General features: G+C 65.1%; 17 protein-coding genes. 6 read left to right on the forward strand and 11 right to left on the reverse strand.

From position 1 onward, the window contains the following. The first annotated feature begins 47 nt into the window (after positions 1 to 47). Positions 48 to 3,659 (forward strand): EAL domain-containing protein, encoded by a 3,612-nt coding sequence (locus GGD90_RS10535; protein WP_153116709.1) that lies wholly within the window; start codon positions 48 to 50, stop codon positions 3,657 to 3,659. Positions 3,660 to 3,794: 135 nt separating this feature from the next. On the opposite strand, the gene GGD90_RS10540 is transcribed toward GGD90_RS10535, so the two are convergent. From GGD90_RS10540 to GGD90_RS10585, 10 genes are all read right to left on the reverse strand, one after another. Further along, positions 3,795 to 5,228 (reverse strand): DEAD/DEAH box helicase, encoded by a 1,434-nt coding sequence (locus GGD90_RS10540; protein WP_153116710.1) that lies wholly within the window; start codon positions 5,226 to 5,228, stop codon positions 3,795 to 3,797. A gap of 292 nt (positions 5,229 to 5,520) precedes the next feature. Further along, a complete protein-coding gene (locus tag GGD90_RS10545; protein ID WP_153116711.1) occupies positions 5,521 to 6,051 on the reverse strand; it encodes a chorismate--pyruvate lyase family protein in 531 nt (176 codons plus the stop codon). 8 nt (positions 6,052 to 6,059) lie between these two features. Continuing rightward, the gene (locus GGD90_RS10550) at positions 6,060 to 6,512 is read right to left on the reverse strand and encodes a DUF192 domain-containing protein (protein WP_153116712.1); all 453 of its coding nucleotides are present in this window, start codon (positions 6,510 to 6,512) and stop codon (positions 6,060 to 6,062) included. A gap of 82 nt (positions 6,513 to 6,594) precedes the next feature. Continuing rightward, positions 6,595 to 7,002 carry a hypothetical protein gene (locus GGD90_RS10555; protein WP_153116713.1) on the reverse strand — a complete coding sequence of 136 codons (408 nt, stop codon included), beginning with the start codon at positions 7,000 to 7,002 and terminating at the stop codon, positions 6,595 to 6,597. Further along, positions 6,999 to 7,685: a pseudouridine synthase gene (locus tag GGD90_RS10560; RefSeq protein WP_153116714.1), complete on the reverse strand. Its 687-nt coding sequence runs from the start codon at positions 7,683 to 7,685 to the stop codon at positions 6,999 to 7,001. The genes GGD90_RS10555 and GGD90_RS10560 overlap by 4 nt, the downstream gene beginning before the upstream one ends. A gap of 132 nt (positions 7,686 to 7,817) precedes the next feature. Continuing rightward, positions 7,818 to 8,678 carry an HDOD domain-containing protein gene (locus tag GGD90_RS10565; RefSeq protein WP_153116715.1) on the reverse strand — a complete coding sequence of 287 codons (861 nt, stop codon included), beginning with the start codon at positions 8,676 to 8,678 and terminating at the stop codon, positions 7,818 to 7,820. A 2-nt stretch (positions 8,679 to 8,680) separates the two neighbouring features. Beyond that, complete coding sequence (locus GGD90_RS10570) at positions 8,681 to 9,037, reverse strand: hypothetical protein (protein WP_153116716.1); 357 nt, start codon at positions 9,035 to 9,037, stop codon at positions 8,681 to 8,683. Further along, complete coding sequence (locus GGD90_RS10575; protein ID WP_184415099.1) at positions 9,030 to 11,312, reverse strand: putative bifunctional diguanylate cyclase/phosphodiesterase; 2,283 nt, start codon at positions 11,310 to 11,312, stop codon at positions 9,030 to 9,032. Before GGD90_RS10575 ends, GGD90_RS10570 begins: the two co-directional genes overlap by 8 nt. Continuing rightward, a complete protein-coding gene (locus GGD90_RS10580; RefSeq protein ID WP_153116718.1) occupies positions 11,309 to 11,686 on the reverse strand; it encodes a response regulator transcription factor in 378 nt (125 codons plus the stop codon). Before GGD90_RS10580 ends, GGD90_RS10575 begins: the two co-directional genes overlap by 4 nt. A 6-nt stretch (positions 11,687 to 11,692) precedes the next feature. Then, positions 11,693 to 12,406 (reverse strand): helix-turn-helix domain-containing protein, encoded by a 714-nt coding sequence (locus tag GGD90_RS10585; RefSeq protein ID WP_153116719.1) that lies wholly within the window; start codon positions 12,404 to 12,406, stop codon positions 11,693 to 11,695. A gap of 208 nt (positions 12,407 to 12,614) precedes the next feature. On the opposite strand from GGD90_RS10585, the gene GGD90_RS10590 reads away from it, so the two are divergent. After that, positions 12,615 to 14,648, forward strand: coding sequence for an ATP-binding protein (locus tag GGD90_RS10590; protein ID WP_153116720.1), 2,034 nt, complete (start codon positions 12,615 to 12,617; stop codon positions 14,646 to 14,648). 270 nt (positions 14,649 to 14,918) lie between these two features. Continuing rightward, positions 14,919 to 15,701, forward strand: a complete 783-nt coding sequence (locus GGD90_RS10595) for a winged helix-turn-helix domain-containing protein (RefSeq protein ID WP_153116721.1) — start codon at positions 14,919 to 14,921, stop codon at positions 15,699 to 15,701. Here GGD90_RS10595 and GGD90_RS10600 read toward each other — a convergent pair. Continuing rightward, positions 15,698 to 16,330 carry a response regulator gene (locus GGD90_RS10600; protein ID WP_153116722.1) on the reverse strand — a complete coding sequence of 211 codons (633 nt, stop codon included), beginning with the start codon at positions 16,328 to 16,330 and terminating at the stop codon, positions 15,698 to 15,700. The two genes, GGD90_RS10595 and GGD90_RS10600, sit on opposite strands and share 4 nt — an antisense overlap. Positions 16,331 to 16,632: 302 nt before the next feature. On the opposite strand from GGD90_RS10600, the gene GGD90_RS10605 reads away from it, so the two are divergent. The 3 genes from GGD90_RS10605 (at position 16,633) to GGD90_RS10615 (ending at position 22,003) form a co-directional block, all read left to right on the forward strand. Then, a complete protein-coding gene (locus GGD90_RS10605) occupies positions 16,633 to 19,083 on the forward strand; it encodes a cyanophycin metabolism-associated ABC transporter (protein WP_153116723.1) in 2,451 nt (816 codons plus the stop codon). 26 nt (positions 19,084 to 19,109) lie between these two features. Continuing rightward, the gene (locus GGD90_RS10610) at positions 19,110 to 19,631 is read left to right on the forward strand and encodes a cyanophycin metabolism-associated DUF1854 family protein (protein ID WP_221227735.1); all 522 of its coding nucleotides are present in this window, start codon (positions 19,110 to 19,112) and stop codon (positions 19,629 to 19,631) included. A 218-nt stretch (positions 19,632 to 19,849) separates the two neighbouring features. Continuing rightward, positions 19,850 to 22,003: a cyanophycin synthetase gene (locus GGD90_RS10615; RefSeq protein ID WP_153116724.1), complete on the forward strand. Its 2,154-nt coding sequence runs from the start codon at positions 19,850 to 19,852 to the stop codon at positions 22,001 to 22,003. The last annotated feature ends 6 nt before the right edge of the window (positions 22,004 to 22,009 follow it).

A 22,009-nucleotide genomic window follows, 5' to 3' on the forward strand; every position in this document is an offset into this window, starting at 1 on the left:
CCCCGATTGCCAAGCCTTCGCCAACGGCGACAGACGGCACAACGCCGGTGCTCCGGGAAGAACCGACACGCGAACAATTGCTCGCGCTGGGCGCGACGATTCCCGGCGTACTCTACCAGTTCGCCCTCGCAGCCGATGGCCGCTGGTGCTTCCTCTACCTCAGCGATGGCATCGAAGCGCTCTACGAAGTCAGTGCCGCTGAAGCCTACGCCGATCCTGATGCACTGAGTTCGTGCATCCTTGAGGAAGACCGCGCCGGGCAGCGCGAGTCGATCCTGCACGCGGTCACCACGCGCAGCGCCTGGCGACACGATTACCGCATCAGGACACGCAGCGGCAGCGTCAAGTGGGTGCGGGGCGACTCCCTGCCGGAGCTCAAGGACGACGGCAGCGTCATCTGGAACGGCATCCTCATCGACGTCAGCGAGCGCCACCGGCTTCTTGAATCGCTTGCCGACAGCGAAGCTTTCAACGCGACAATCCTCAATTCGCTGTCCGAACACATCGCCGTGCTCGACGAAAACGGCGTCATCGTTGCCGTCAATGAAGCCTGGAAACGCTTCGCGCTGGAAAATGGCGGCAGCGAGGCGGTGGCTGCGTCGATCGGACTGAACTACTGTCAGGTCTGCAACAAGTCCAGCGGTCAGCCGAAGGGCGACGAAGCCATTGCAGCACGGGTGGGTATCCTGGGCGTCATCGCCGGCCATCTGCCCGAATTCTCGCTCGAATACCCGTGCGACTCGCCGACCCAGCAGCGCTGGTTTTCGATGCGCGTCTATCCGCTGGCGCCGCCACGCCGCGGCGCCGTCGTTGCCCACCTCGACATCACGCGCAGCAAGCTGGCCGAAGAGGCTTTGCGCGAAAGCGAGCACAATCTGCGTCTGGCGCAGGCCTCGGCACGCATGGGCGACTTCCGGGTCGACCTGCAAAGCGGCCGCTGGCAGAGTTCGCCGGGGGTCGACGCCATTCTCGGCATTGGCACGCAATTCGATTACACCATCGAAAACTGGCGTCTGCTGCTACATCCGGACCATCGCCAGCAAGCCGTCGACCGCTACCGGCAGGCTGTCGGGGAGGCGCGGCATGTCTCGCTTGAATGTGCGCTGGCGCGTTCGGTCAATGGCGAACTGCGCTGGATTGCCGCCGAAGGCGATGTCGAATGCGACGGCGACGGGCGTCCGCAGCGGCTCGTCGGCACGGTGCAGGACATCAGTGAGCGCAAGCGGGCCGAGGCGACGCAATTGCGCACGATCTTCGACGCGGCACCGACCGGCATGCTGCTGGTCAGCGAAGACGGGCACGTACGTCTGGCAAACGCCGTCGCCGCACGCATGTTCGACTACCCGCTCGCTGAACTCCTGGGAATCGACATCAACTGTCTGACGCCGGCGAGAGGTGCGCATCGCCGGCATATCGCCGAGTTCTGGCACGGCGGGAAAGCCAGTACGAATGGACCGAACCGCGAGTTGGTGGCGCGTCGTCGCGATGGCAGCGACTTCCCGGTCGAAATCAATCTGAGTCCGATCACGCTTGATGGTGCACGTGCGGTCATCACCTCGATCAGTGACATCAGTGCCCGCAAGCGCGACGAAGCCTTGTTGCGCAGCAGCGAAGAGCGTCTTGAACTCGCCATTCGTGCCGGTGGCATCGGCATCTGGGAATGGCGGATCAACGAGGACTGTCTGATCTGGGACGACGCGATGTTCGACCTGTATGGCATCCGTCGCGAGGATTTCTCGGGCGAACTCGAGTCCTGGAAAAAAACCATTCATTACGACGACCTGGAACGCACGACACGCGAATTCCTCGACGCGCGCAACGGCAAGACCGAGTTCGACAGCGAATTCCGCATCCGCCAACTGGACGGCACAGTCCGCTACATCAAGGCAGCCGCACGGCTCATGGTGGACGAGACCGGTCACCCGCAGTCGCTGCTCGGCGCCAACTGGGACGTCACCGAAGAAAAACACGTCGCCGAGGAACTGCAACTGGCGGCGACGGTATACGAAGCCATCGGCGAAGCCATTCTCGTTGCCGACGCCAGCGACACGGTCATCGCCGTCAACCCGGCGTTCACCCGCCTGACCGGCTTCAGCGCCGAAGAAGCCATCGGCCAGAAGACCAGCCTGCTCAAGTCGGGTCGTCACGATGCGGGTTTTTACCGGGCGATGTGGCAAGCGCTGGAAAAGCATGGGCACTGGGAAGGCGAGATCTGGAACCGCCGCAAGAACGGCGAGATTTACCCCGAGTGGCTGATGATCAGCACCGTCAGGAACAGCGACGGCAAGGTCCGCTGCCGCGTGGCGATGTTCTCCGACATCACCGAGCAGAAACGCGCCGAACAGGCGATCTGGCAGGAAGCCAACTTCGACCCGCTCACCGGCCTGCCCAACCGGCGCATGCTGCGCGACCGTCTCGACCAGGAACTGAAAAAAGCACACCGCGCCCGTCTACCGCTTGCTGTGCTCTTCCTCGACCTCGATCATTTCAAGGAGGTCAACGACACGCTCGGCCACGGCATGGGCGACCTGCTCCTGTGCGAAGCGGCGCGCCGGATCAGCCAGTGCGTACGCGAAGCCGACACCGTCTCCCGCTTCGGCGGCGACGAATTCACCATTCTCCTCGGCGAACTCGAGGACCGCAGCAGCATTGACCGTATCGCCCAGGATATCCTGCAGCGCGTCGCCAAACCATTTCTCCTGCAGGAAGAAAAGGCCTACGTCTCGGCCAGCATCGGCGTCACCATCTACCCGGACGATGCCGACTCCATCGACGAGTTGCTGAAGAATGCGGACCAGGCGATGTACGCCGCCAAACAATCCGGCCGCAACCGTTTCAGCTATTTCACACCGGCGATGCAGGAGCGCGCGCTGAAACGCATGCACCTGCTGCGCGACCTGCGCACTGCACTCGCCGGCGACGAGTTCCGCATTCACTACCAGCCGATCGTCAACATGGCGAGCGGCCGCATCGACAAGGCCGAAGCACTGATCCGCTGGCAGCATCCGCGGCGTGGTCTGGTCAGCCCGAGTGAATTCATCCCGCTGGCCGAGGAAAGCGGACTGATCAGCGAGATCGGCGAGTGGGTCTTCCGTAGCGCCGCCCGGCAACTCGCCGATTGGCGCAAACGTGTCCACGCCACGCTGCAGATCAGCATCAACAAGTCGCCGGTGCAATTCCGCAACAAGGACATCAATCTCGATACCTGGTTCGGCTTGCTCGCAGAGCTGGATCTGCCCGGCGGCAGTCTGGTCGTCGAGATCACCGAAGGACTGCTGATGGAAGCGAGTCCGCTGATCAGGAAGAAGCTGCTCGCCTTCCGCGACGCCGGCGTACAGGTCTCGCTCGACGACTTCGGCACCGGCTATTCGTCGCTCTCCTACCTGAAAAAGTTCGACATCGACTACGTCAAGATCGACCAGTCATTCGTGCGCAATCTGGCGCCCGACTCGGACGATCTGGCACTGTGCGAAGCGATCATCGTCATGGCGCACAAACTCGGCATCGAAGTGATTGCCGAAGGCGTCGAAACCGCCGCGCAACGTGATCTGCTGGCCAGCGCCGGCTGTGACTATGGCCAGGGATTCCTCTTCGCCAAGGCGTTGTCGGCCGACGATTTCGAGCGCTGCCTGATCGACTCGCGGACAACTGCCGACTGAGCAATACCGGCCGCGAGCCTGATGGCGGCGGCCGGCAGAGCAATCATCAGGCGCAACACGCACGTAAAAAAACCCGCCGCAGCGGGTTTTTCATTGCGAACCGATCAGCTCGCAGCGCTTGACGCGACGCCTGTCTCAGCGCGTGCCGAAAGCGCGGCGGCCACCGTCGCGGTGTGCGGCGTGATCGTGCGACTCGCGCGATACCGGGCGCGGGTGCCCGTCACGCGTCGCACCACCACCCCAGCCACCGCCACGCGGCGCGTCGCTACGCGCAGCCGGCTTGCCGTAGGAACGGCCTTCGCCACCCTTCCAGCCCGGCTTGCCACCGGGCGAGCGCGGCGCCGACGAGGCGCGGCGCGTCGGTTCGAAGCCGACCACGACGTTGACCGGGATCGCCTGCTGCGTGAAGCGCTCGATCTTGCGCACTGCGAACTGCTCGCCATGGTTGACCAGCGAGATGGCCAGACCGTTGCGGCCGGCACGACCGGTACGGCCAATGCGGTGCACGTAGTCCTCGGCAAACTTCGGCAGGTCGAAATTGAAGACGTGCGTGATCGTCGGCACGTCGATGCCGCGGGCGGCGACGTCGGTCGCCACCAGCACGCGCACCTGGCCGCGACGCAGCGCATTGAGCGTGCGGTTGCGCGCACCCTGCTGCATGTCGCCATGCAGCGCTGCGGCGGCAAAACCGGCAACGGTCAGACGATCGGCGATGGTATCGGCATCACGCTTGGTTGCCGTGAACACGATCGCCTGGTCGATGGAAACGTCGCGCAGCAGGTGGTCGAGCAGGCGATTCTTGTGCGCCAGATCGTCGACGAAGTGCAGACGCTGTTCGATGTTGTCGTGGCGGGCAGCGACGGCAGTCGCCTGCACGGCCAGCGCGTCGCGGGTGATGCGCCGCGCCATCTGGCCGACGACGCCGTCGAGCGTCGCCGAAAAGAGCAGTGTCTGGCGCGTCGCCGGCGTTGCCGCGACGATGCGTTCGATGTCGTCGATGAAGCCCATGTCGAGCATGCGGTCGGCTTCGTCGAGCACCAGCGTTTCCAGCTGCGAGAAATCGATCTTGCCCGATTCCATGTGGTCGATCAGGCGACCCGGCGTCGCCACCAGGATTTCCGGATTGCGCGATAGCAGTTGCATCTGCTTCGGGTAGGGCATGCCGCCGAGGATGGCAACGGCGCGCACCTGGCGCAGCGTCGAACCGTACTTTTCGGCAGCGGCAGTAACTTGCAGCGCGAGTTCGCGCGTCGGTGCCAGCACCAGCATTTTCGGCTGCGCGGCGGTGAAGCGCGGACGCTCGCCGCGGCTGCGTTGCGACTGGCGTTCCTGGTTCGGCGTGCGTTGCGCGGCGGTCTGCGGCGTGTCGACACGGGTGGCAAAGCGGTGCAGCGCCGGCAGCAGGAAAGCCGCGGTCTTGCCGGAACCGGTTTGCGAGGAAACCATCAGGTCGCGGCCGGCGATGGCCGCCGGAATGGCTTGCTCCTGAACCGGAGTAGGATCGGTATAGCCCGCGTCGGCGAGCGCCTTGAGGACGGCCGTGTGCAGGCCGAGATCAGCAAAGGTCATGATTTCTTTCGTGGTTGAAGCACGCCGCGGACGGACGGATTCCGGCGCTTGCGCGAGATACGCAACGCCAACCAACGAAATGACCGAGGGAATCTCGGGGGGATTTCGGCACAACAGCTTTGTGCCGGATCGGCTGTCGAAATGTCGACGCCAGGAGGCAGGAGGGCTTGGGGGCCAGGTTCGCGATGCTTGCTCTGTCTGGCGCGGAACAACCGTCACCGAACAGAGGCGCGCAGTGTAGCGGGACGCGTGCGACAAGTCCAACACTACTTGCCAAAACACGACAGGCGACTCAGCCGAGTGGTGCGAAAACCTCGGTGACGAGCACGCGCTGACCGGCAAAGACGAAATCCGAACGCCGCGCCCAGAGCGTGCGCTGCGCGGTGCCGACAAGCGCCGTCGCCGGTGCGAACAGCGGATGACGCCGGTCGATGCGGCAGAAAGTCATTTCGCCGCGGGCAAAGCGCGGATGCGTGAACAGCAGCGAACCCAGCGAGCGGGCACCCAGGCGCGCCAGCCAGCGGGTCAGCGCCCCGCGCGGCTGCAGCGGCAGCACGGTATGGGCAAAGGCCACGATGCGCCCGTCGCAGTAGAGCGCGACTTCGCGCACATGCACGCGCTTACGCGCGTCGATGGCGAGTGCGGCGGCCTCGTCGGGCGTCGGTAGCGCCTGCGTCTGGCGCAACACCCGCAGCGAAAAGCGGCCGTGCGCGCGGATGCGCGCGGTCAGTGAGCCACGGTAAAGCAGCCAGCGACGAAAAGGGGCACTGTCAGGAGCGTGCGTCAGCGTTGTCCGCCAACGGCGGGCGAGTCGGATCGTCATGCGCGAAACTATTGCGGGCGGGGAGAACGCTCGACGCCGGCGATGCGCGCCCCCGGAGATATACCGCGTCCGGCGAACCAGCCCCGGTTCATTTCCAGCGCAAAACGCGCCGGCTGCGCCGCACAGTGATTGCTCTCGGTCTGCGGCTCCATGTCCTCGATATTGAGGACGCGGCCTTCGTCGTCAAGGAATGCCACCGACAGCGGCAGCAGGGTGCTCTTCATCCACATGCAGTGGCGCGCGCGCTGCGGAAAAACGAAGAGCATGCCATGGTTGGTCGCCATGCTCTGCCGCTGCATCAGCCCCTGCATGCGCATCGGCTGATTGAAGGCCACTTCGGCTTCAATGCGGTAGAAACCCGCGCTGAGTTCGATTTGCGGGAAATCGCCGGCAGCGGCAGGCAAAGCCAGGCAGCCGGCGACGAACAGGCCGGCAAGCCAGCGCCAGATCGGCTTGATCATCGAAACCTCCGGTTGATAAGCGGCATGGGGAACACGATCAGGCAGGGCGGCTTCAGCAGCGGGGCGAACAGCGCCGGCAGCATCAGCGCGGCGGAGTCACCGGCTTGTGCCGGCGCTTGGCATGGACACCCTTGCGGCCGGCCGGCTGAACGCGTGTCGCGTGCGTCGCGGCGGCCGGCGCGGCGGACTTCTGCGGCTTGGCGGCGGCGCTCTTGCGCGACGACGGCGCGGCGGACTGGCCGGCCTTGCTCGCCGGACGGTTTACCGAACGCTTCTGGTCGACGGTTTTCTTCTGAGCAGCAGTCGTTTTGGCGGCTACCGGCGCGCGCGCGTCGGCAGGCGGCACAGGCATTGCCGGATTGGCGACGCTGCTGCCTTTGCCTGCCGCTTCCGCACTCTCCGGACTGTCGGCAACTTTCGGCACCGCGCCGGCAATTGCGGTAGCACCGAACAACAGAAGCGCCGACAGCGCCAACAGGGTCTTCTTCATGAGTTCTTCCTTTTCGTTCGCGGCGGCGTCGTGCCGGGACCAGCTGCGTGCGCTGCTGGCGGCCGTCGCTGACCGCCGCTGCGCGCGACGCGTTGGCGCCGCTCACTGTCCGCCAGCGGCGCAAGAGGCGGCAGGCCAAGCTCGGCGGCCGTGAGCAGGCGCCATTCGCCGGGCGCCAGCCCGGCGGTCGTCGCCGGGCCGACAGCATAGCGAAAGAGGCGCAAGGTGGGAAACCCGACGCTGGCCGTCATGCGCCGCACCTGGCGGTTGCGGCCCTCGCGAATGATGATCTCGAGCCACGAGGTCGGCTTGTCACGGCGAAAGCGGATCGGTGGCTCGCGCGGCGGCAGCTCCGGCTCGGGAATGCGCCTGACCGCGGCCGGCCGTGTCGTGAAGTCGGCGTAGCAGACACCGCGACGCAAGGCAGCCAGTGCCGCCTCGTCGGGCTCGCCCTCGACCTGGACCCAGTAGGTTTTCGCCAGCTTGTAGCGCGGGTCGGCGATGCGCGCCTGCAGTGCACCGTCATCGGTGAGCAGCAGCAGCCCCTCGCTGTCGGCGTCGAGTCGCCCGGCAACGTAGACGCCGGGCAGCGCGATATAGCCAGCCAGCCCCGGCCAGCGCCCTTCGGCGGTGAACTGGCTGAGCACGCCATAGGGCTTGTTGAAGAGGACGATCCGCGACAAGGAGGGAGGATTGCGCCGGACATCTGCTGCCGCCGACAGCGGGCGGCGCAACTGCCGGGCAAGGCACCTGCAAAGGAGAGCTGCTCATTGTACCCGCGGGCGGGCGCGGCTGCGTCGTGCCGCCTCAGCCGTTCACGCCGCCGGCGGCGAATCGTAGAAATGGGCGGAGGCGCGGTTCGCCGCTTCGATGCGCGCAAACAGCAGATCGGCGCTGTCATCCCAGCGCAGGCCGAGCGCATCGCAGCATTGCTGCGACAGCGCGCTGACGCGCGCGTAGTCGCCGCCGAGATCGAGCGCATTGCTAAGCACGTTGGCGACATGCAGCAACGGCACCAGCGGCACCGACAGCGCCGTATCAGGACAGTGGTGATAGCGGATGGCGACGCAGACCTGCATCGGCAGCCCCCAGCTGTCGGCCAGCCAGGCGCCGATGGTCGCGTGATCGACGCCGAAGCGCTCGCGTTCGGCGGCCTCGATTGTCGTCGACCGCGTCTTCGCTTCCTCCCAGGCCGAGAGGAAAGCCGCCGGCTGGAAGCGGCACAGCCAGACCTGACCGATATCGTGGAGCAGGCCGGCGACCAGCGCCGGCACCGCTGGCAGGCCGAGATGCAGCGCCAGCTGTTCGGCGCAGACACCGGTCGCCGCGCCGTGCTGCCACAGCCCCGGCAACACGCCGGCCGGCAGCAGGCCGTGCACGAAACCGGTGAGCTTGCTCTTGATCACCTCTTCGCGCAGCTGCGCCAGCCCGATCAGCGCGATGGCGGTGTACAGATTGAAGATCGAGTCATCGCGACGCGAACGACTGGCCGCGACATTCGCCAGATGCAGGACACGGGCCACCAGCACCGGATCGCGCGCGACCAGTTTTTCGAGCACGCCGAGGTTTGACTCCGGATCGTCGAGCGTGGCGAAAATTTCGCTGATGACGCGCGGAAACACCGGCAGCAGATCGCGGCTGGCGACCACCTCCTCGCGGAGCAGCTTGTGCGACATGGCTACTGGCTCCGGTAAGCCAGCACACGCTCGAACAAGGCCGCCAGCGCCGGCTGGCCAAGATCGGCGCCGGCGAAGATCGCCTCGACGCTGGCGCGCACGAAGGCCGCGGCGGCGGCGATTTCTTCATCGCTGCGCGCATCCGGCACGACGATGCGGACCAGATCGGTGCGACTGCTGACGAGTTGCTGCACGTCCTCCGGGGTCAGTACTTGGCCGTCCGGCAGACGGTGGCGGACGATGTTGCGCTCGGCAAAGTCGAGCGACTCAGCCAGGGCCATTCCCGGTGCGAGTTGCTCGACCGGCAGATAGCGCAGGCGCGATCGGCCCGGTTTTTGGGCAGCGACGCAATCATCCATGTACACACCCCGCTTCGGAGCGGCCGGCAAATTCAGTGAACCGTTGCGCAACCGCCGCCGGCGACATCGGGCGCCCGGTGAGATAGCCCTGTATGACCTGAAAACCCTGCCGCGACAGCAGCTCGAACTGTGCCTCGGTCTCGACACCTTCGACCACCAGTTCGACGCCGAGCGCTTCGCCGAGCGACAGAATCGCCGCCGTGATCGCGCCGGCACGGGTATCGCCCTGCGGTTCGAGTTCGAGAACGAAACAGCGATCGAGCTTGAGCCGGTCGATCTTCAACTGCAACAGCCGCCCCAGGCTCGAGTAACCACTGCCGAAATCATCGATGGCGATCTTCACGCCGAGGTCGCGCAGGGCAGCGAGCTTGTAGCGATCCGCGTCGAGCTGAAACAGCATTTCCGACTCGGTGACCTCAAGCTCGAGTCTTGCCGCAGCGATACCACTGGCAGTCAGGGCGGCGCGCACCTTGTCGACGATCGCCGGGTCGCGCAGCTGACGCGGCGAGAGGTTGACACCCATCGAGGCAATCGACACGCCCTGATCGTCCCAAGCGGCCAGCTGCCGGCAGGCGCTGTGCAGCACCCACTCGCCGATGCTGCCGATCAGGCCGGCGGCTTCGGCAACCGGAATGAACTGCTCCGGCGACACCTCACCGAAATGCGGATGCTGCCAGCGCAACAGCGCTTCGACGCCGACCAGCGCACCGTTGCGCGTCGCCACCTGCGGCTGGTACTCGAGGCGCAACTGCCCGCGCTCCAGTGCCCGCCGCAATTCGGTTTCCATCGGCAGGGTGCCGTCATCGACGGCGCCGCGCACATCGTGCAGCGAATAGGTGTTACCGCCTGCCGTCTTGGCGTGATACATCGCCGCCGCGGCACTTTTGAGCAGCGCGCCTTCGTCGTGACCATGCGCCGGGTATGTCGCACAGCCAAGGCTGCTGCAGATGAACAGTTCGCGGCCGTCGATCGCCATCGGCTGGCGGAGCGCACCGAGCAGTTTCGCGCAGAAGCATCCGATGTCAGCTTCGCCGGTCATGCCGGAAGCGATGATGGCGAACTCGTTGCCGCCAAAACGGGCCAGCGTATCGACCTTGTGCACGGTCGCCAGCAGGCGACGCGCGACCTCCTGCAGGACGCCATCGCCGACATGCGGACCAAAAGCAACGTTCACCTGCTTGAAACGATCGAGGTCGAGCAGAATCACTGTAAAACCGTTATCCGCGCTGTCTTCCTGGGCGAGGACTTCCTGCAGGCGCTCATGGAACAGCAGCCGGTTGGGCAGGGTCGTCAGCATGTCGTGGTGCGCCAGATAGGCGACGCGTTGCTGCGTCTCGTCGAAGATGTGCGAGAGATCGGCAAACACCGCGATGAAGCTTTCGATAGCGCCGTCTTCGTTGCGCACGGCACTGACCGTCAACCACTCGGGATAGACCTCGCCACTTTTTCGCCGGTTGTAGATCTCGCCCTGCCAGTTGCCGGTTTCGCGCAAGGACTGCCAGAAAGCGGCGTAGAACGCTTCGTCATGGACGCCGGAAGCGAGCAATTCGCCCGGTTTGCGGCCGATCGCCTCGCTGGCGCTGTAACCGGTGATGCGGCAGAAGGAGGGATTGACCGAGAGGATGCTGCCATTGATGTCGGTGATGACCACGCCTTCGGCAGCGCTCCTGAACACCGCCGACGAAATCTGCGACGCGAACTGCGCTTCGCGCTGCCGGGTCACGTCGTGCATGATCCAGTGCACGCTTGAAATCTTGCCCTCATGCAGTACCGGCAGTGCCTGCACCGCGACAATCAGCGAGGTGCCAGGCGGCGCACCCGGACAGAGTTTCAGCTCGTGCAGCGTGCCGTCTTCGGCCTCACCCGGCGCTGCCAGCAAGGCACGCCGCTGCAAGGCCTCGTACTGCTCAAGATGCGTCGGCGACAGCCAGTGGCGGAGCAGCGACCCAATGATTTCTTCCGTTCGGCCCAGCATCGCGGTCGCCGGATTGCAGCGCAGCACTCGCCCCTCGCTGTCGGTAACGATATGCATGTCCGGCGAGCGATCGATCAGCCCGTTCAGCTGGTTGCGGCTTTCCGCCAGCGGAATCGAAGCCTTGAGCAGATCCTTGTAGTCGGCTTCAAGCTCGATCTGCCGTTCCAGCATCTGTTGCAGATCTTCGGCGTAACGGAAAAGCTGGGCATTCAGTTCCGGTTCACGCGAACTGTCGCCGGCGGGAGGCATTGGCGGGGCTGCGCTCATGAACTGACGGGCCGAGGCGAGAGAAGCGATCATTGACATTCCGCACCAGCCAGCAACTCGTGAATGCGGGTAACGAGTTCGAGCGGACTGAAGGGCTTGATGAAGTAGGCATCGGCGCCGAGCGACATGCCCAGCTGGTAGTCCTGCTGCTGGCCACGGGCGGTGACCATGATCACGCGTGTATGCAGCAGCGCCGGATCGGCCTTGATGGCATCGAGCACTTTGATGCCGTCAAGGCCGCCCGGCATCATGACGTCGAGCACAACCAGATCGGGCCGCTGGCGACGCACCAGATCAAGGCCGCTGGCGCCGTCTTCCGCCTCGAAGACCTCGAAGGCCTTGCCAAGGGTGATACGGATCAGGCGCCGGATGTCCGCGTGGTCATCGACAAGAACGATTTTTCTCATTGCGCCTCACCAGGCAGATCGGTTGACGGCCCGGCGGCTCGCCACAACGCGTTCGGCGATATCGAGCAACTGGCCAAAACGGAGCGGTTTGGGCAACACGGAAATGCCGTCGGGCAAACCGCCGAGGGCCGTGATCTCGTCGCTGCTCAGGCCACTGACGGCAACGATGGAGAGCCCCGCCAGTTCGGGCATCTCGCGCACGGCGCGCAGCATGTGAAAACCTGCCTGCGCCGGCAAGCGCAAATCGGCGACGAGCAGATCGGGCCGGGTAATTCCCATCAGTATCAGTCCCTCGTAAACATTGGCGGCGACGCAGACCTCGGGGCGCATCGACCAGCCCTCGAGATTCACCTGATAAAGCTGCCGCAACTCGCTGTCTTCCTCGACCACCAGGATGTTGAGCGGATCGCCGCGCTCGGCAACCCGCCCCTGCAGCGCAGACGAGAAGCTGCCGGGCAGCGGCGGGAGTGCGGTCTTGCTGAGCAGACTGTTGATCGAATGCCGGGAAATGCGCCGGTGCCCGCCCGCCGTTTTCCACGCATCGAGCAGGCCGCTCTCGGTCCACAACTGCGCCGTGCGCAGGGAAACGCCGAGCATCTGCGCAGCCTCTCGCGTCGTGCAGAACGTTTTCTCGATATGTTGCCGCTGAACCATGATGCACGACCTCGCATGAAGGCGTTTTACTGGCGGATCGCCAGCACACGCGAAGCAGTGTATCATTTTTCACGATATTGAACTATTAAATCAGTTTTTGTCGATTCAAGCGGTAACAAGCGCCGACAATCGACGACAATGGGCCTGCGCACGCCAGCGAAAGCCTTGCCGGCGCCTGCTGCCACCGCTTCCATCGCCGCAGCCAGCGGCTGACGCGGGGAGCGGATGAACGCTCGCCGGGCAGCATCGTGTGCATGACAAGGAACAGCGCCTAATGAAACGTTCGAGTTCTCGACTTCGCCAGCAACTGAGCTTGCTGCTCGCACTCAGCATGGGGCTCATCTGGGCCGGCACGATCTACGAACTCAAACGCAGCCATGACGCCTACATGCGCGAAGCTGAGGTGAGGACCGCCGTCCAGGCGCAGGTCTTTGCCGAGTATTCGCGATCAACGCTGAAACGCGTCAACGAGTTCATCCTCGACGTGCGCAGTCGCTGGGATGGCGACGGGAAGAACTTTTCCGCGCTGGTCCAGCAAAAGCAGGAGAACATCGACGACATCAGCTTTCAGGTCGCGGTGATCGACGCCGACGGCATGCTGGCCTTTTCGAATCTTGCCAAGCCGAATGAGCGCACCGATCTGAGCGCGCGCGAGCATTTCCGCGTACACAAGGAATCTCCCGGCAGTGACCAGCTGTTCATCAGCCGCCCGGTAAAAGGCAAGGTCTCTGGCAAATGGTCTATCCAGCTCACCCGCCCCGTCGTCCATGCAGGAAAATTCGCCGGCGTTGTCGTCGTCTCGCTCAGTCCGGAGCAGTTCGCCGGCTTCGCGACGAAACTCGACGGCAAGGGAAGAAGTGCCACCACCGTGGTGCGCGACAGCGGCGAAATCATGGCGCGTTACCCGGCCAGCGAGGCGAACCTCGGGCGGCTGGTCAAGGATCGCCCCTATCAAGCCGCGGAGGCGCCGGTATCGGGCAATTACCGCCATGCCGGAACGGTCGACAAGGTCGACCGTATCCATGGCTACTACCGTCTGCCCGAATATCAGCTGACCTTCATTCGCGGCGAAGCGGTCGAGGATGTGCTCGCGCCGTATGTCGCCCAGCGCACGATACTTCTCCTCGCCGCGAGCGGCGTCAGCCTGCTGGCCGTCGTCCTGATCCTCATGCTCTTCCGCTCGCTGCGTGCACTCGACGAAGCGCGCGTACAGCTCGACGCGATTTTTGCGCTGAGCCCCGACGGTTTCGTTTCTTTCGACGCCGATCGCCGGGTGAAGTACGCCAGCCCGACTTTCCAGCGCCTAACCGGCCTCGACAGCAACGAGATTGCCGGACTCGACGAAGAGACTTTCGCCCAGCGACTCGGCGAACTGTGCGTCGGGCATGCCCGCTTCCAGGGAATGCAGGCACTGCGCAGCGCCCACGGCAACAAGACCAGCAACCCTGACGACGATGCCGGCAAGCGCCAATTGATCGAACTGGCGATCGCCGGCAAGCGGGTCCTCGAAGTGGGGGTTCGCCTGTCCAGCGGCGGCGCGGTATCGCAAATCCTTTACTTGCGCGACGTCACTCACGAAATCGAAGTGGAACGGATCAAAAGCGAATTCCTGTCGACCGCAGCGCACGAACTGCGCACGCCGATGGCCAGCATCTACGGCTATTCGGAACTGATGCTGACGCTCGACCTGAGCGCGGACGACCGCCACGAATTCGTCGGCATCATTCACCGTCAGGCCGGCCTGATCGTCACCATCATCAACGAACTGCTCGACCTCTCGCGCATCGAGGCGCGCCGCGGCAAGGATTTCAACTTCCGGCGCATCGACGCGCAGGCACTGTTGCACGACGCCATCGCCGATTTCAAGTCCCCGGCAGGACGTCAGGCGCCGGTCCTCTCGGTGCAGACCGGCCGCCAGTGCCTGCGTGGCGACGCCGGCAAACTGACGCAGGCGCTGGCCAACGTGCTCTCCAACGCCTACAAATACTCGCCGGACGGCGGCGCCGTCGAGATCGAGCTGCTTGAAGAGACACAGGGCGAACTCGCCGGCATGCTCGGTCTGCGCATCCGCGACCAAGGCATTGGCATGACGCCTGCCCAGCTCGACCGCGTCTTCGATCGTTTCTACCGCGCCGACACTTCCGGCAAGATTCCCGGGACCGGGCTGGGAATGAGCATCGTCAAGGAGATCGTCGAACTGCACGGCGGCAAGGTCGTGCTGTCGAGCCAACCCGGAGAAGGCAGCACAGTCACCTTGTGGATTCCGGCCGAGAACGACGCCGGCGAAGCCGGCCGCGCGAGGGCCTAGAACAGGCACTGGCGCACGACTTGAAAAGCGGCCGATATATTATTAGTCGCTTTTGTCTTTATTTGCTTTTTTGCCCTTGTTGCCGTAAGATGATGTTGTGGCGAGCGAAATTCGGCCTCAGGTGACGCACAACTCTCACCGAAGGGCCGTCTCGTCCGCCAGGCGCTCCTCATTCCCGCACTCGCTCAAGCCACAGGGCAATGCGGCGCGAGAAGCAAACACCAAACCCGGAATTACCGGGTTCGGCGCCTCATCGACGAGGGACTACAAGTGCAAGGACCAGCCGATTTTCCGCTTTTCCCGGAAGCCGTCAGCAGCGACCGCCACCATCGGCAAGCACTGGCGGCCGCCGACTCCGCCAGCAACTGCCGGACGACAGCCACTGCCAGCCCGCTGCGCAAGCAGGTTCCCACCGTCGAACAAAGCCCGGCAATGCAGCGCCTGCTCCGCCTGCTGCAGCGCAAGGCCGATCTTTCGGTCAGCGACATGGCGGCAGAAGCCTTCGTCGGCATCAACACGCTCGCCTGCGGCGGCTATGTCAGCGCGCTGAAAAAGGCCGGATACATCCACGTCAGCGGCTGGCGGAAAACGCGACGCGGATTCTCCACGCCGCTCTATAGCCGCGGCGATCAGCCGGATCTGCCGCGCCCCGAATACGACGATGCCGAGCGCGCAGCGCCTGGGATGGATCTTGTCGTCAGTGCGCTGCAGCGCCGCGGGCCGATGAGCTATACGGAAATTGCCGGGAGCACCGGCCTGTCGCTGCATACGATCAAGAATTCGGGCTATCTGACGGCCTTGCGCACGCAGAAGCGGGTGCACATCTGCGGCTGGCGGCGCGCGCGCAAAGGGCCGATGACGCCGATCTACGATGCGGGTGTCGGCAGCGACGTGGCGAAGCCGGAAACCTTCAGCTCTGCCGAAAAGAGCCGGCGCTATCGTGAGCGCAAGGATCTGCTGCAGGGCGACCGCAGCCTGGCGGCGCAGACCAGCCGCCTGCTTTCCCGGAATTCAGCCGCGCGCGTCAGCGCCCAGCCGGCGCCAGACCGCTAGAAGCCTCTTGGCAGCGAGCGCTGCTGGCTGACCAGTTTGGCCTGCATGAAACCATGCAGCTGATGGAAGGGAACGGGCTTGCCGCAGAGCGTGATGTCGGCAGGCAGACCGCCGCGCTCGGTGATACGCGCGGGATCCATGCCGGTGACGACGATGATGTCCATGTGCGCCAGCGCGGGATTGGCGCGCAGCGTGCGGATCATCTCGAAACCATCCATTCCCGGCATCATCAGGTCGAGGATGAGGACGTCCGGCGGCTGCTGGCCAATCTGCACCAGACCTTCAAAGCCATTGCTGACGATCTGCACGGAAAGCGGCAAACGCCAGGTGGCGATGTTCAGCTGATAAAGCCGCTGCAGATCGGGATCGTCCTCGGCAATCAGCACCGACAGCTGGTTCGACGGCACTCGCGTAGCCGAAGGCGTCGAACCGCGGCGGCGGAGGTAGTCATTGACCGAAGCGACGCTGACCCGGCGGTGACCGCCGGCGGTCTTCCACGCGGCCAATTCACCGCTTTCGATCATGTGCCGCACCGTCCCGAGCGACAGACCGATCATCTCGGCCGCCTGGCGGGTGGTGCAATAGTCGGCTTCGGCAGCGCTTTGGGCTTTGTTCGTATGTTCAGTCATGGCTACGCAAGTGAGATACAAAACGACAAAAATGGCATTCTACACAATAAGCCGCCCGCGTATATGAGCAATGCGCGATCCCGAGCACGCGACAGCGCCGGGCAAGGCAGCAGGCAACAACACAGCGGCAATGACGCCTTGACGCGATAGGCCACGGCAGGACGGGTATACTCGCCACCCGGGCGGTCAGCCGATCAGAGTCTCGCGCGTTAATCGGCGCACACCCTCCACCGCTCCCTCCGGCTCACACCGGCGAGACCCTGCAAAAAACTCGCCGGCGCTGTCGTACAGAATCGTCATTGATGAAAACCGACCCCCAACCGACCCCCGCCGCAGACGACGTCCTCTCTGGCCGTCCACACGCCGCAGCCGACAGCGGCCTGAATCCCGACTCACTTCCCGCAAGCGCAGCCCCCCGCATCGCCGCCGAAGCATTGGCAACACTCGCCGCAGCCGAAGCACCTTCGGCGCCACCCGCCAGCTGGGCGCGCGACATCAATGCACTGAGCCAATCGCTGCGCGACGGCGAAACGATATTCGGCTGGCTGGAAACCGACCTCGACGCCAGCCTTTGCTTTGTCTCGGGCATCGTCGTCCTCACCGACCGCCGCCTGCTGGCGCGCGGCATTGGCGACGCCGACTGGCAGCAGTGGCCGCTGGTCGCCGGACTGCGTCTGGCGCGCCGCGACCACGCCGGCGTCGGCAGTCTCGAACTCTTCGACGACAAAGCGCTGCTCGCGCGCTGGCGCTACACCTTGTCGGGCGACACCGCCGCCGGCCGCCTGATCGAGCAGTTCGGCCGCCGTCTGGCGGCGCTGCAGAGCGGCTGCCAGCCGGCGCCGCAGGAAGCGGCGCTGTGTCCACTGTGCGACACACTGCTGCTGCCAGGACAGGACGAATGTCCGAACTGCAACAAGGAAATCCTCTCGCCGCCGTCGACGTGGACGCTGTTCCGCCTGTGGCGCTTCGCGCACCCCTATCGCGGCCAGCTGCTCGCCGGTTTCCTGCTGATGCTGGCGTCGACCGCGGCGACGCTGGTGCCGCCCTACCTGACCATGCCGCTGATGGACGAGGTGCTGATCCCATTCCAGAACGGCGCGCCGATCGACACGCACAAGGTCTATCTGCTGCTTGGCGGACTCTTCGCCGCGGCGATCGTTGCCTGGTCGCTCGGCTGGGCGAAGACCTACATCCTGGCGCTGGTCAGCGAACGCATCGGCGCCGACCTGCGCACGACCACCTACCAGCACCTGCAGACGCTCTCGCTCGAGTACTTCGGCGGCAAGCGCACCGGCGACCTGATCACGCGCATCGGCTCGGAATCCGACCGCATCTGCGTCTTCCTCTCGCTGCATCTGCTCGACTTCGCCACCGACGTGCTGATGATCGCGATGACCGCGGCCATCCTCATCTCGATCAACCCCTGGCTGGCGCTGGTCACCTTGGCGCCGCTGCCGTTCATCGCCTGGCTGATCCACGTCGTACGCGACCGCCTGCGCTACGGCTTCGAGCAGATCGACCGCGTCTGGGCCGAGGTGACCAGCGTGCTCGCCGACACCATTCCCGGCATCCGCGTGGTCAAGGCCTTCGCCCAGGAAAAGCGTGAAGTGGCGCGCTTCCGCGAAGCCAACGCGCGCAATCTGGCGGTCAACGACCGGGTGAACAAGATCTGGTCGCTTTTCACGCCGACGGTGACGCTGATGACCGAAATCGGCCTGCTGATCGTCTGGGCCTTCGGCATCTGGCAAGTGTCGCAGGACGCGATCACCGTCGGTGTGCTGTCGGCCTTCCTCGCCTACATCGGCCGCTTCTACACGCGACTTGACTCGATGAGCCGCATCGTCTCGGTGACGCAGAAGGCCGCCGCCGGCGCCAAGCGCATCTTCGACGTGCTCGACCATGTCTCGAGCGTTCCGGAAACGACCAACCCGGTGCCGCTGCCGCAGCCCTTCGCCGGCAACATTTCGGTGCGCAAGGTCGGCTTCCGCTATGGCAACCGCACCGTTCTGCGCGACGTCGACCTCGACATCCACGCCGGCGAGATGATCGGTCTCGTTGGCCACTCGGGCTCGGGCAAGAGCACTCTGGTGAACCTGATCTGCCGCTTCTACGACGTCTCCGAAGGCTCGATCCGCATCGACGGCGTCGACCTCAGATCACTCTCGGTCGCCGACTACCGGCGCAACATCGGTCTGGTGCTGCAGGAGCCTTTCCTCTTCTTCGGCACCATCGCCGACAACATCGCCTACGGCAAACCCGACGCCAGCCGCGCCGAAATCATCGCCGCCGCACGCGCCGCGCACGCGCACGAATTCATCCTGCGCCTGCCGCACGGCTACGACTCGCTGGTCGGCGAACGCGGCCAGGCGCTTTCCGGAGGCGAACGCCAGCGCATCTCGATCGCGCGCGCACTGCTGATCAACCCGCGCATCCTGATCCTCGACGAAGCGACGTCGTCGGTCGATACCGAAACCGAACTCGAAATCCAGGGCGCGCTGGAGAACCTGATCCGCGGCCGCACCACGATCGCCATCGCGCACCGCCTGTCGACACTGCGCCGCGCCGACCGGCTGGTCGTCCTCGACCGCGGCCGCATCGTCGAGGAAGGCCCGCACGACGACCTGATCGCACGCGAGGGCGCCTATTTCCGCCTGTACGAAGCGCAGACCAAGCAACTCGAAGAACAGATCGCCGAAGCCGGCTGGGTCGTCGCCAGCACCGACCGGCGCACGCAACCGGCAGCGGCGGCCTGAAGCCGCGCTGCCCCGGAGAATTGATCTTGAGCGACAACATCCCCGCCACCTCTACCGTTGCCACAGCGGCCAGCACTGCCGCCGGCGCCGCGTTCGCGCTGCGCCGCGACAGCTTCGGCCTGCTGGTCTATGCCGGCGCCGACGGCGTCGAGCACACCGGCGTCGTACCGGTGCGCGCCTTTCCCATTTCCGCACCGGCCGATGGCGTGGCGCTGATCAACGCCGAAGGGCACGAACTGCTGTGGATCGAACAGCTCGCTGCGCTACCCGTCGAACTCTGCGCGCTAATCAACGAAGAACTCGCCAACCGCGAACTGATCCCCGAAATCCGCAGCGTCAGGAGCGTCAGCAGCTTCGCCACGCCGAGCGTCTGGCGCATCGCAACCGACCGCGGCGAAACCGAGATCGTGCTGCGCAGCGAAGACGACATCCGCCGCTTGGCATCGCCGGCGCTGCTGATCGCCGACGCGCATGGCCTGCACTTCCTGATCCGCGACCGCTACGCGCTCGACGCCCACAGCCGCAAGCTGCTCGACCGTTTTCTGTGATGCGCGAAGGCCGCTCCGGTAAACGCTTGTGCGCTGTCGCAGCGCTTGCCGGACGGGCTTTTTTCACTGCCGCGTCAGCCGTCACCGGCAAAGCGCGTTAATCTCGCAAGCGTCGCGGCCCTTGTCACCGCCTTTTAGCCAGCCCCTTCACCAACCCGCGTGCGTCCGCGCAGACCTTCACTTTCTCCGCACCGACGCCTGCCGTCACTGACGAAGCCATGAAAGACATCAAGATTCTCGAAATCCGCCACTTGCGCGGACCGAACATGTGGACCTACCGGCCGGTACTCGAAGCACTGGTCGACATCGACGAGCTCGAAGACTTCCCGTCGAACCTGATTCCCGGCTTCTACGAGCGGCTGTCGGCGGCGCTGCCCTCGCTGATCGAGCATCGCTGCAGCTACGGCGAGCGCGGCGGCTTCCTGCGCCGCGTCAAGGAAGGCACTTGGCCGTGCCACATCCTCGAACACTGCACGCTTGAACTGCAGAACCTCGCCGGCATGCCCGGCGGCTTCGGCAAGGCGCGCGAAATCGAGAAGCGCGGCGTGTACAAGGTCGTCGTCCGCGCCTGGCACGAAGCGGTGACGCGCGCCGCGCTGTACTCGGCACGCGAGCTGATCATGGCGATGATCGAGGATCGCCCCTTCGACGTCGATGCCGCCGTCGACCGCCTGCGCGACCTCGTCGACCGCCACTGTCTCGGCCCGTCGACGGCGTCGATCGTCGACGCCGCCGACGACCGCAACATCCCGGCGATCCGCCTGCTGGCGCGAGGCAATCTGGTGCAGCTCGGCTACGGCGCACGCAGCCGGCGCATCTGGACCGCCGAAACCGACCGCACCGGCGCCATCGCCGAAACGATCTCGCGCGACAAGGACCTGACCAAGACGCTGCTCGCCTCCTGCGGCGTGCCGGTTCCCGAAGGCCGCCTAGTCGACAGCGCCGAGGACGCGTGGGACGCGGCCGAAGACATCGGCCTGCCGGTGGTGGTGAAACCGTACGACGGCAATCACGGCCGCGGCGTCTTCATCGAACTGACCAAACGCGAAGAGGTCGAGTCGGCGTACAAGATCGCGCTCGAGGAAGGCAGCGGCGTCATCGTCGAGCGCTGTATCCACGGTGCCGAATATCGTCTGCTCGTCGTCGGCAGCCATCTGGTCGCCGCCAACCGCAGCGACATGGTCTCGGTGACCGGCGACGGCCGGCAGACGATCGTTGAACTGATCGCCAGCCAGATCAACTCCGATCCGCGCCGCGGCAGCACCGAAGATCATCCGCTCAACATCATCCGCATCGACACGGCGGCGCGCATGGAACTGGCGCGGCAGGGCTTCGACGAAAGCTCGGTGCCGCCGGCGGGACAGGAAGTGCTGATCCAGCGCAACGGCAACCACGCCTTCGACGTCACCGACGAGGTACATCCCGACGTCGCCGCGGCCGCGACGCTCGCCGCGCGCATCGTCGGTCTCGACATCGCCGGCATCGACCTCGTCTGCCGCGACATTTCGCGGCCGCTCGCCGAACAGGGCGGCGCCATCGTCGAGGTCAACGCCGGCCCGAGCCTCTTGATGCACCTGAAACCCGCCGTCGGCAAACCGCGCCCGGTCGGTGAAGCGATCGTCGAGCACCTGTTCCCCAACGAAGACGATGGCCGCATTCCGCTGGTCGGCATCACCGGCAGCCGCGGCAAGACGCCGGTGGCACGCATCGTCGCCAGCCTGCTCTCGCTTTCCGGCAAATGCACCGGACTGGCGTGCAGCGAAGGCCTGTTCATCGATCGCCGCCAGGTCGAAGCCGGTGACCGTACCGGCTGGGAAGCCGGCAACCGCATGCTGATCAATCGTTCAGTCGAAGCCGCCGTGTTCGAGAACGGTGCCGACGCCATCCTCGCCGAAGGACTCGCCTACGACCGCTGCCAGGTCGCCGTCGTCACCAACATCGACCCGGCGCTGCACCTCGGCCGTTTCCACATCGACAGCGAGGAAAAGGTGTTCAACGTGTTGCGCACGCAGGTCGACGTCGTCCTCAAGGGCGGCGCGACGGTGCTCAACGCCGCCGACCCGCGCGTCGTCGCCATGGCCGAACTCTCCGACGGCGAAGTCATCTGGTTCGCCCGCGACGCCAGCCTGCCGCTCGTCGCCGAACATCGCGCCAAGGGCGGCCGCGCGGTGCTGCTTGACAATGCGCGCATCGTTCTCGCGCAAGGCGGAACAGCGGCGCCGCTGCTCGCCGTCAGCGACGTGCCGCTGCTCGCCGGCGCCGGCGATGCAGCACAGATCGACAACCTGCTCGCCGCCGTCGCCGCGGCGTGGGCACTCGACATCCCGACCGACATCATCCGCACCGGCGTCGAGACCTTCGACGTGATCTAGACACAC

This window comes from Rhodocyclus tenuis (assembly GCF_014197755.1).
Taxonomy (GTDB): Bacteria; Pseudomonadota; Gammaproteobacteria; order Burkholderiales; family Rhodocyclaceae; genus Rhodocyclus; species Rhodocyclus tenuis.

Coding starts and splice junctions, on each gene's coding strand:
- GGD90_RS10570 (WP_153116716.1), bottom strand. CDS start 9,037: ATGGATGATTGCGTCGCTGCCCAAAAACCGGGCCGATCGCGCCTGCGC.
- GGD90_RS10545 (WP_153116711.1), bottom strand. CDS start 6,051: ATGACGATCCGACTCGCCCGCCGTTGGCGGACAACGCTGACGCACGCT.
- GGD90_RS10615 (WP_153116724.1), top strand. CDS start 19,850: ATGAAAGACATCAAGATTCTCGAAATCCGCCACTTGCGCGGACCGAAC.
- GGD90_RS10555 (WP_153116713.1), bottom strand. CDS start 7,002: ATGAAGAAGACCCTGTTGGCGCTGTCGGCGCTTCTGTTGTTCGGTGCT.
- GGD90_RS10540 (WP_153116710.1), bottom strand. CDS start 5,228: ATGACCTTTGCTGATCTCGGCCTGCACACGGCCGTCCTCAAGGCGCTC.
- GGD90_RS10590 (WP_153116720.1), top strand. CDS start 12,615: ATGAAACGTTCGAGTTCTCGACTTCGCCAGCAACTGAGCTTGCTGCTC.
- GGD90_RS10565 (WP_153116715.1), bottom strand. CDS start 8,678: ATGTCGCACAAGCTGCTCCGCGAGGAGGTGGTCGCCAGCCGCGATCTG.
- GGD90_RS10600 (WP_153116722.1), bottom strand. CDS start 16,330: ATGACTGAACATACGAACAAAGCCCAAAGCGCTGCCGAAGCCGACTAT.
- GGD90_RS10550 (WP_153116712.1), bottom strand. CDS start 6,512: ATGATCAAGCCGATCTGGCGCTGGCTTGCCGGCCTGTTCGTCGCCGGC.
- GGD90_RS10575 (WP_184415099.1), bottom strand. CDS start 11,312: ATGATCGCTTCTCTCGCCTCGGCCCGTCAGTTCATGAGCGCAGCCCCG.
- GGD90_RS10585 (WP_153116719.1), bottom strand. CDS start 12,406: ATGATACACTGCTTCGCGTGTGCTGGCGATCCGCCAGTAAAACGCCTT.
- GGD90_RS10605 (WP_153116723.1), top strand. CDS start 16,633: ATGAAAACCGACCCCCAACCGACCCCCGCCGCAGACGACGTCCTCTCT.
- GGD90_RS10580 (WP_153116718.1), bottom strand. CDS start 11,686: ATGAGAAAAATCGTTCTTGTCGATGACCACGCGGACATCCGGCGCCTG.